This is a genomic window from Corynebacterium sp. MSK158 (assembly GCF_030229085.1).
Classification (GTDB): Bacteria; Actinomycetota; Actinomycetes; order Mycobacteriales; family Mycobacteriaceae; genus Corynebacterium.
The window spans coordinates 40,102-48,911 of sequence record NZ_JASPHJ010000014.1; the positions used below are offsets into that span (position 1 = coordinate 40,102).

Annotated in this window: 14 protein-coding genes; 6 read left to right on the forward strand and 8 right to left on the reverse strand. The window is 56.7% G+C overall.

Features of this window, described 5'->3' with window-relative positions; translation table 11 throughout:
• Positions 1–47 precede the first annotated feature (47 nt).
• The 3 genes from QP915_RS10150 to QP915_RS11750 all read left to right on the forward strand — a co-directional run bounded on the left by QP915_RS10150 (position 48) and on the right by QP915_RS11750 (position 1,180).
• Positions 48–680, forward strand: a complete 633-nt coding sequence (locus QP915_RS10150; protein WP_284767268.1) for a DUF6474 family protein — start codon at positions 48–50, stop codon at positions 678–680.
• A 144-nt stretch (positions 681–824) separates the two neighbouring features.
• On the forward strand, positions 825–1,049 hold the full coding sequence (locus tag QP915_RS11745) for an Lsr2 dimerization domain-containing protein (protein ID WP_350309426.1): 225 nt from the start codon (positions 825–827) through the stop codon (positions 1,047–1,049).
• Positions 1,031–1,180 carry an Lsr2 family DNA-binding protein gene (locus QP915_RS11750; RefSeq protein WP_350309427.1) on the forward strand — a complete coding sequence of 50 codons (150 nt, stop codon included), beginning with the start codon at positions 1,031–1,033 and terminating at the stop codon, positions 1,178–1,180. Before QP915_RS11745 ends, QP915_RS11750 begins: the two co-directional genes overlap by 19 nt.
• On the opposite strand, the gene QP915_RS10160 is transcribed toward QP915_RS11750, so the two are convergent.
• Positions 1,177–1,815, reverse strand: a complete 639-nt coding sequence (locus QP915_RS10160; RefSeq protein WP_284767266.1) for a LuxR C-terminal-related transcriptional regulator — start codon at positions 1,813–1,815, stop codon at positions 1,177–1,179. The two genes, QP915_RS11750 and QP915_RS10160, sit on opposite strands and share 4 nt — an antisense overlap.
• Before the next feature lie 37 nt (positions 1,816–1,852).
• Complete coding sequence (locus tag QP915_RS10165; protein ID WP_284769253.1) at positions 1,853–3,016, reverse strand: sensor histidine kinase; 1,164 nt, start codon at positions 3,014–3,016, stop codon at positions 1,853–1,855.
• Here QP915_RS10165 and QP915_RS10170 point away from each other — a divergent pair.
• Positions 3,015–3,551 carry a DUF2020 domain-containing protein gene (locus tag QP915_RS10170; protein ID WP_284769254.1) on the forward strand — a complete coding sequence of 179 codons (537 nt, stop codon included), beginning with the start codon at positions 3,015–3,017 and terminating at the stop codon, positions 3,549–3,551. The genes QP915_RS10165 and QP915_RS10170 overlap by 2 nt on opposite strands.
• Here QP915_RS10170 and QP915_RS10175 read toward each other — a convergent pair.
• Complete coding sequence (locus QP915_RS10175) at positions 3,548–3,700, reverse strand: hypothetical protein (RefSeq protein ID WP_005325347.1); 153 nt, start codon at positions 3,698–3,700, stop codon at positions 3,548–3,550. The two genes, QP915_RS10170 and QP915_RS10175, sit on opposite strands and share 4 nt — an antisense overlap.
• Positions 3,700–4,362 (reverse strand): class E sortase, encoded by a 663-nt coding sequence (locus QP915_RS10180; RefSeq protein ID WP_284769255.1) that lies wholly within the window; start codon positions 4,360–4,362, stop codon positions 3,700–3,702. The genes QP915_RS10175 and QP915_RS10180 overlap by 1 nt, the downstream gene beginning before the upstream one ends.
• A gap of 33 nt (positions 4,363–4,395) precedes the next feature.
• Between QP915_RS10180 and yidC the strand changes: the two genes are divergently transcribed.
• The gene (gene yidC / locus QP915_RS10185) at positions 4,396–5,340 is read left to right on the forward strand and encodes a membrane protein insertase YidC (protein WP_284769256.1); all 945 of its coding nucleotides are present in this window, start codon (positions 4,396–4,398) and stop codon (positions 5,338–5,340) included.
• Here the strand turns inward: yidC and QP915_RS10190 are convergent.
• From QP915_RS10190 to QP915_RS10205, 4 genes are all read right to left on the reverse strand, one after another.
• Positions 5,297–5,905 (reverse strand): TetR/AcrR family transcriptional regulator, encoded by a 609-nt coding sequence (locus QP915_RS10190; protein ID WP_284769257.1) that lies wholly within the window; start codon positions 5,903–5,905, stop codon positions 5,297–5,299. The two genes, yidC and QP915_RS10190, sit on opposite strands and share 44 nt — an antisense overlap.
• Before the next feature lie 78 nt (positions 5,906–5,983).
• On the reverse strand, positions 5,984–6,232 hold the full coding sequence (locus tag QP915_RS10195; protein WP_005325340.1) for a GlsB/YeaQ/YmgE family stress response membrane protein: 249 nt from the start codon (positions 6,230–6,232) through the stop codon (positions 5,984–5,986).
• Positions 6,233–6,352: 120 nt separating this feature from the next.
• Entirely contained in the window at positions 6,353–7,252 is a 900-nt protein-coding gene (locus tag QP915_RS10200) for a universal stress protein (RefSeq protein WP_179387148.1), read from the reverse strand.
• Positions 7,253–7,293: 41 nt separating this feature from the next.
• On the reverse strand, positions 7,294–7,437 hold the full coding sequence (locus QP915_RS10205) for a hypothetical protein (RefSeq protein ID WP_005325337.1): 144 nt from the start codon (positions 7,435–7,437) through the stop codon (positions 7,294–7,296).
• Here QP915_RS10205 and QP915_RS10210 point away from each other — a divergent pair.
• Positions 7,418–8,428 carry a pseudouridine synthase gene (locus tag QP915_RS10210; protein ID WP_502869333.1) on the forward strand — a complete coding sequence of 337 codons (1,011 nt, stop codon included), beginning with the start codon at positions 7,418–7,420 and terminating at the stop codon, positions 8,426–8,428. The genes QP915_RS10205 and QP915_RS10210 overlap by 20 nt on opposite strands.
• Positions 8,429–8,810: the final 382 nt, after the last annotated feature.

The following is an 8,810-nucleotide window of genomic DNA, read 5'->3' on the forward strand; positions in this document are numbered from 1 at the left end:
GCAAGGTAAAGTTGAATCCAGACTCGATCAAACGTGAGGGAAATTTAATGAGCATTCTGAAGAAAGTTAAAAAGGCCCGCCAAGAAGCACGCGCACAGGCAAAGGCCGCCAAGACCCGCGCCAAGGCAGAGGTAAAGGCCCAGTCTAAGGACCGCCGCCGCCAGCAAAAGCTCCTGGCCAAGCAGGAAAAGCACCTCATTAAGTCGGAGGAAAAGGGCCTTAAGAAACGCCGCAAGCACGAGGAGAAGATGGCCAAGAATGAGCTAGCCAAGCTCAAAGCCGGCCGCTTTAACTCCGATAACATCAAGCGCTATGCCGGTGCACTGCGCACCGCCGCACCCCTGCTGCTGCCGCTCCTCTACCGCGGTTACGTGGGCCTGAAGACCGAGGGCGAAAAGCGCAAGGCCGCTAAGGCGGGCGTGAGCTCGGATCAGATGGCTTCCTTCTCCGGCTACGGTGCGCCGCTCAAGGCCCGCACCGCCGGCATCCGCAACTCCCTCGATAACACGGACGTTCCGGCTGGCTTCAAACGCGATGTGCGTGACCGTCTGCAAGAAGTAGACTCCGCCATCGATAATGCCGAGTTCATGACCGAACAGCAGCGCCGCCGCGCTCACAAGACCATTAGCTCGGAAATTGACTCCATTACTGCGGAAATTCAGCAGCGCCTGGCCCAGTAAAAGAGATACACGCCGCCACCGCCTCCTATTCGGTGGTGGCGTTTAATTTTTTCTATAAAGATCCGGGATTTTTCGGGAAAAGTATTTTCGGCCAGAAAAAGTTGCTGATAATCTTCTCACCGCCCTACCCCTTTAACACCGTTTATGCTCTCTGTACTTGGTGCAATTTTTAAAATTGGAGGAAATACGTCCCGCCGTGAAGTGACCCAATTTTACGACGATTTGGACCACACCCTAATCCCTGAAGACCAGCTAGAAGTCGTTCGCTTCAGCGTAAACGGTCAAAATTACCTTATCGATCTCTTCACGGATAACGCGCGGCATTTCCATAATCTGCTCGCCCCCCCTACGTGGACGCCGCCCGCATAGCCCCCGCGCTCGATGCGCAGCGGGCAAGCCCCAGCCACATCCGCGAATGGGCCCGCACCCAAGGCCTGCCAGTGGCGCACCGCGGAAAGATCCCGCAGGACGTTATCGAGGCGTATAACGCCGCTAATTAAAGCACGCCCTGCTCGCGCGCTGCCGCCACAGCAGAGGTGCGCGAGCGCACGCCCAATTTGTCATAAATGTGCACAAGGTGGGACTTTACCGTGGCCTCAGACAGCATGAGGTCCTGGCCAATCTGCCGGTTCGACGCCCCCGCTGCTACCAGCTGCAAGACCTCGAGCTCACGCGGCGTGAGCGAGGTGCGTGGCGTACGCACGCGAGTCATCAGCCTATCGGCCACGATGGGAGATAGCGCCGAATCACCCTCCGCAGTCGAGCGCACTGCGGCAAGCAGCTCCTGCGGAGGAGCATCCTTGAGCAAATACCCCACGGCACCGGCTTCGATCGCGCCGAGGATATCCGCATCAGTGTCATAGTTAGTAACCACGAGGACCTTGGGCGGGGTGACCATCGCGGAGCGAATCTGCGCGGTTGCCTCCGCGCCGCCCATAACGCGGGTCCCTTCCACACCCGCGCCGAAACGCAGGTCCATCAAAATGACATCGATGCCGCCCGCCTGCGCTGCCGACACCGCAGCTTCGGCCGTAGCGACCTCCCCTACGACGTCGATATCCTCTGCGCCCTCGAGCACGGACCGCAGGCCTAGCCGGACGATTTCGTGGTCATCTGCCAATAGGACCCGAATCACGACATTCCTCCTATCGATGTCATTGTCAACCAAAAGTTTAATCTACCCGGTTGCCTAAGGGCATACTAGCTGACACGGCAGTGCCCTCCCCCGGCGCGGATTCAATAATGACCTCCCCACCTAGCTCTTGTGCGCGGCGCCTAATTGCGGCCAGCCCAATATGCCCCAGTCCAGCCGGGGTACTTTCCACCGCGGCCGGATCAAAGCCCTTGCCGTTATCCACCACATCCAGGCGCACCTCATCGCCCTCATAGGTCACCGTGATCCGGGCGCGGCTTGCCTCTGCATGCTTAACGACGTTCCCCACAGCGCCCTGCGCAATCCGCAGCAGCGCCGCTTCTATCTTCATGGGCAGCTGCTGTACCTCTCCTTCGGATTCCACCTCGACGTGGATATCTCCGGTAGTGCCGAAATTTTCCGCCATACGGGTCAACGCGGCCTCAAGGGATGCCTCATTGAGCGTCGGCGGCTGCAAAGCGGCAATCATTGCCCGTGCTTCGTGCAAGTTATCCGCGGCCGTCCTGCGGGCCAGCTCGATGCGCTCTCGCGCTTTGCTCGCGTCCTGCTTATCCAGATCACGGTCCGCCGAATGCAGGAGCATTTGAATGGAAGACAGTCCCTGGGCAAGGGTGTCATGAATCTCGTGCGCAATGCGCTGACGTTCAGCCACCATGCCGGCATCGCGCTCCGTGGCTGCCAGCTGCGAACGGGTTTCAATCAACTCTTTATTCATCCGCGACAGCGACCGGAAGGCGTAGGTGATCGCTATCGTCACCAGCGCCGAGACCGCCGGTCCCATGACACCGCCAAACGTCAGACCCTGCGGAATCTGCACCACCACGGTGATGATCGAGGCAACGATGACGCACGCGATGCCCGCCGCCATGTCCAGCACCGTGAGGTACAAAAAGAACATCGCGAAAACCAAATAGATTGCCGCTGGGGCCACGAACAGATCCGCCACCCACAGCACCGAGAGGATGCACAGCCACAGGTAGCGCACCGGCCTTGCCCAATATTCCCCGTATACCGAGCCAGCGAAATACACGGCCGCAAAGCCCACCAAAAGCAACAGGTTGATGATCGCTTGCGAAAGCGGCATCCGCGCGGAGGTAAAAATGCCCACCACCAGCAGGCCAGCGGTCAGGATATGGATGCCGGTGCGCAGCGCGTCGGTATCCCGGTCTATTGTGGAGCTCATGCGCAAAAGCCTACTTCCCCTACTCGCCCTAGCCACCTTTGGGATCGCCGGCTGCGATTCATCCGCACCCACCCCTGCGCCCACCACCACGGTGACTCCGGAGGCTTCGGAAGCACCGGAGGTTAACGTCGCCCAAACCGCGGAAGTCAATGACTGGAGCGATTGCCCCTACATCGGCCCCGGCTGGCTCGAAGAAACCAACGGCCAGCGCCTGACCAAGCAGGGCATCGACACGCACTTTCCCACCCCGGCCTGCGTCTTTTGGTCCTACCAAGACGAGCCACAGGCCACCGTCATCGTGCGCGATATGCCCACGGTCGAGGACGCCCGCGCCGCAGTGGATTGGGCCGCGCCTATCGACGCCACCGAACCCGCCTCCTTCGACGGCTGGGAAGGCGGCCGGGGCGTAGTCGATGAGCACGCCGTGTACGCGGTACAAAAGGACACGCACGCGGTGCTGGTGTGGAGCAACCAGCAACAAACCGTTAAGTCAGAGCAAATCGCCCACGAAGCGATTGCCAATTTGGGACTTTAAACCGCGACGTCGTTATACGGCATCATCGGCGACAGCCACGGGAATACAACCTCCATAAGTAAGAAGAAGACTCCCACCGCAATAGCAATGGCCAAGATGGCCTTCACCGGCGTCGGCCCTGGCAAGAGATTCCACAAAGCGCGATACATTATTTCTCCTCTTTTTCTACTTCCATAGCGTGCACAATCATGCGCTCCGCGTTGGAAAACTGCGGGTGACACGTGGTCAAGGTCAAGATCTCGCGGCTCGGATCGGCGTCCGACTCTGGCACGGGGTTGGTCACCGAGACGTCGCCAGGCGTCGTAATATGCCGCCCAGCCACATGGGAATACTCCGGCGGAATTCCATTGAAACAGTCCGCCTGCTCGCCATCGATGGGCAATACGCGATAGGTAATTCGCTCCTTCTGCGTCTCCACCACGATGTCATCGCAGGTCTCTAGCTTGCCCAAGTCATTAAAGGGAGCCCCCTTGCCCACGCGGTGGCCCGCAACCGCAAAGTTGCCCATCTCTCCCGGCATCTGGGAATCCACGTAGCGGCCCGGGCCGCGCAGCAGGTCATCTTCATTGGTGCCCTCAATGATGGCGAAGCGGTAGTCAGAACCGAACGTGGGTATGTAGAGCTGCGCGAACGCCTCACCCAACTCCGGCTCCAACTTCTGCCGCGGATTGCGCCATTGCTCTTCGAGGTGGGCGCTCGCCTCCTCCTGCAGCTGACCGGATTCTACATTTGTCCAATAGGCTTCATAGAATGCAAAGAGTAAAAGAACCACGCCAATGGTTAGCATGAGTTCCCCAAGAACTTTAGTCATGCCTTAAACCATACTGCCCATGAAAGGTTAAGCATGTACGAAGTCTTCATGTACCCAGTTTCCGGAATCATGAAATTCTGGCACTGGCTCATCAGCAGCTTCGTCGGTGAATCTACGGCCTGGCTGATTTCCATCATCCTGCTGGTTATCACCGTGCGCGGCGTCGTTGTTCCCCTGAACTGGATATCCGTACGCTCCGCCCGCATCGGCGCACTCATCCGCCCGGAGAATAACCGCATCAAAAAGCAGATGAATAACGCCACCACCACCGAGGAGATGGCGGAGCTCATGCAAGAGGAAAAGAACCTCATGAAGAGCTATAACTACAACCCCGCAGCTGGTTGTGTTCCCCCGCTCATCATGATTCCGGCCTTCATCGGCCTCTATCAAGTACTCCTGCGCATGTCCAATATTGAGCGCGGCTCCACCACCGTGGGCATGCTGAATGCTTCCGATGTCTCGGCCTTCCGCGAAACCACCTTCTACGGCGCTCCGCTGACGGATTTCGCCCGCGAACACGGCGACCTCATCAATCCCATCCTCATTGCCGCTATTGCCTTTACCATGGCTAATTCCGTCATTTCCTTGGTACGCAGTTTCCGTACCACCCAATTTGATCAGAAGGTCAACCGCCGCGTCTTCATTCTCATGGGCTTTTTGCTACTGGTAATCCCCTTCTTCCTGTGGCACCTGGCCCAAACCGGACCTATCCCGGTAGCAATCATCCTTTACTGGGGATGCGCATATCTCTTCATGCTGATCCAAACCGCTATCTTTGAGATCATTTTGCACCGCGACTACCCGCTTACTGAGGATGTCCACGCTATGCGCCGCGAAAGCATTCGCCGCTGGCGCAAGCGCGAAAAAGAACCCGCCCTCTCCAAGGAAGAGAAGAAGCGGGTCAGCCAGCTACGTATGGAGGCGCGAAAGTACCTTAAATCGAATAATCAGCAGGGGGAGCAGAGAGCATCTGAGTAGCTAGGTCGCGGGCCGTCTGCAGCGGCCCAATCTCCTTGGTGAGCCGAGCACCCGCACGGCCGCCATCCAAGAAAATCAACAGCTGGCTCGCCTGCGAGGACGATGGGTAACCATTGCGCTCGGTTAGCAAGGCCGTCAAGGTGGAATGCACCCAGTTGCGGTGTTCGACGCAGGCGGCCACGATGCCATGTTCTGCCTCAGTTTCCGGACGAGGATACTCTCCGGCAGCGTTCAAAAAGTGGGATCCGCGGAAATCCTGTTTGGGTTCTTCCTCAATCGCTTTATCAAAAAAGGCCAGGATCTTTTGATCCGGATCCGCCATCTCCGCAGTGCGCTGCTCCCAATCTTGGCGGAAATTCTCGTCCAAAGCTTCCACATAGGCGATAACGAGTGCATCCTTGGAACCAAATAAGGAGTACAAAGAAGCCTTAGCTACATCCGCCTCACGCAGGATGCGGTCGATTCCGATGACACGAATGCCTTCGGTGGTAAAAAGCTTGGTCGCCGATTCCAGCAGCCGGCTGCGCGGGCTGGGCCGATTACGGCGCGACTTCTTCTCTGCCATGGGTTCCTCTCTAAAACGACAAAGCCGGTTCATCTATACTTTATAGACAAACCGGTTTGTACGCGAATTAAATTCGGGCTACTTCTTAATGAGCCCCACGATCCACAACAGGATACAAGCACCACCCGTAGCGGCAATCAAGGAGAAGATCCATCCACCTTCCTCAATGTTCAGGAAGTGGATAATCATGCCACCGATGATGCCACCCAGCACACCAACAATAAGGTTGGTCAGCAGGCCGTGGTCGCGCTTCATAATCTTCTCTGCCAGCCAGCCGGCAATAATACCAATAACAATCGAGCTAAAAAGCCCCAGTCCCAAATTCATGCAATCCTCCTAAAATAGCGGGTATACCTTAGCGTACACGAGCGCACACTACCTAAGGCGGCTCCACAACAACAAGAGCGCCCCGCCCTTGTGGGCGAAGCGCTCTATGAACAGCAGCTTTTAGCTTTCCTCATCCGGACGGACAACCATCATCGGGCACGGTGCGGACTGCAACAGTGCGCGAGAGGTCGAGCCCAGGAGCATACCTTTAAAGCCACCGCGGCCGTGCGAACCAACAACCAAAAGCTGCGCGCCTTCTGCAGCCTCGGTCAAAGCGCTTACTGGACGATCGCGGGTGATGAGCTTCTTTACCTCAACCTCCGGATACTCCTCGCGTGGCTCCTTCAGATTCTCAGTCAGAAGCTCGCTCTGTTCCTTTTCAATATCAGCCCACTCGGACTGGGCGGCCGACAGACCCGCCAAGGAAGCCTGCACCTGCATATCCATCCAAGTATGCACGGCAATCAAAGCAGCACCGCGGGCCTGTGCCTCGCGGAAGGCGTAAGCCGTGGCCTTCTGCGACACTTCGGAACCATCCACGCCAACAACGACCGGGCCGTACTTGGTGGAGTCCGTAACATGATTATCCTCGCGAACGACGACCACCGGGCAAGAGGCGTGGGATACAACCGAAGCGGAGACGGAACCCATCACCATGCCGGATAGGCCACCCATGCCACGGGAGCCCATGACAATCATGGTGACATCATGCGACATTTCCAGCAGCATGTCGATCGGGGAGCCCTCGGCCACGGTGTGGCCAATCTTCAATTCTGGGGCTACCTCATGAGCGATGGCGCGAGCTTCCTCGATCTTCTCGAGGGTCTCGGCCTGCAAGTCGTCGAAAAGCTCCTTAGGCGGAACCATGCCTTCTGCGTACAGGAACTGTGGCATGGTGTAGCTAGATGCGATTCGCAGTGGAATCCCGCGCTTCATAGCCGTATTTGCGGCCCAACGAACTGCATTCTTCGATGCATCCGAACCGTCAACGGCAACGACTACGATGTCTTCCTTAGCCATGATGTGTCCTTTCGGTGGTTATACCTTAATTGTAGTACGGATTAGGCTTGAGGGTTGACGGTTGCAGCCTCGGAATTCGACGGGAACATAACGGTGTACACAAACTCCAGGACGGTGCGAATTACGGCACCAATACCTTCAGAGAAAAAGGCAACAACCGGTTCAATGAGAGAGTTAAAATCCATGGACAAAACATTAATACATCGCCGAAAAGGTTTCACGCCTTTGCCGATTAAAGACGGCTTGAATCCAACCCGCGTGCGCACCTCCGAGGCAGGCATAACGGCCTGGGATTTTCTTAGTGCAGTAATTTCGGCACAACGCCATCGACACCCCGACGACGACGCCTCGGCGCTCCAGGCGCGCTTCGACTCTGGCGAGGTTGTCCTACGCAATCAAACCAAGCTCCGACCGGACTCGATATTGAGCCAGGACGAGGACGTCTTTTTCTACCGCATTCCGGCACCCGAAACACCGGTGCCTTACGACGTCCCCATTCTCTTCGAGGATGAACATATCCTCGTCGCCGATAAGCCGCCGTTTATGGCAACCATGCCACGCGCACGCCACATCGTACAGACAGCTACAGTCCAGCTCCGACGAATGACAGGAAACGACGAGCTCGCACCGGCGCACCGCCTAGACAGGCTTACCTCTGGCATTTTGTTATTCACCAAACATCGCGATGTTCGCGGCGCCTACCAAACCCTCTTTGCGGAAAAGCAGGTACAAAAGACCTATCAGGCGATCGCCGAATACCGCCGCTTTCCGACGCCCCTACAGTGGGCCTCCCACCTCACCAAAACCCCCGGCGAAATCCAGGGCCGCGTAGGCGATGGCAGCCCCAACGCATTTACTACTCTGGCTGCAGTAGAACTAATAGATAACGCCCCGTATGAAAAAATCCACGGTGAACTGCCACAATTAGGCAAATACACGCTTAAACCCACCACGGGAAAGACCCATCAATTGCGTCTCCACATGTGGCAAGCTGGAATACCAATCTTGGGTGATCCTGTCTATCCAGAAATCTTCCCAGAAGACGCGGAGGATATGCGAATCCCAATGCATCTAACAGCTACTCACATCGAATTCACTGACCCGCTTAGCGGAAAATACCGAGAATTCGAGTCCGCCCTTCCTCTCTACACGCACCGCCTAATCGATCACACCTAGCCGTCTAATTGTGTAGACCGTGATAATGTCACGTGGCGAAACCTAGAACCAAAGCGGGCTATCTGCGAGTGAACAAGGGAAAATCACCGAGCCATTCCTAGTTCGTAGATCCCTGGCAATAAGCATAGCTATTTGCGGGGACAAAACCATCCACCTGAAGTGTTCTCCTAGGGCGCCTAATGCCTATAAACTTCCGCGACGAAGAAAGAACGGGGCATGCAGCTCGCCACGAGTTCCGCCGCGTATAGGCTACTACCCGTAAAACGTGAAATGAAGGAGACGGTGGTTTACCGTCTCCTTCTTTTTTGTTTCTGTATTTTGTTGTGTTTTGTTGTTTGGTGTCGGCGGTGACTTACTCTCCCACAACCTCCCGGTTGCAGTA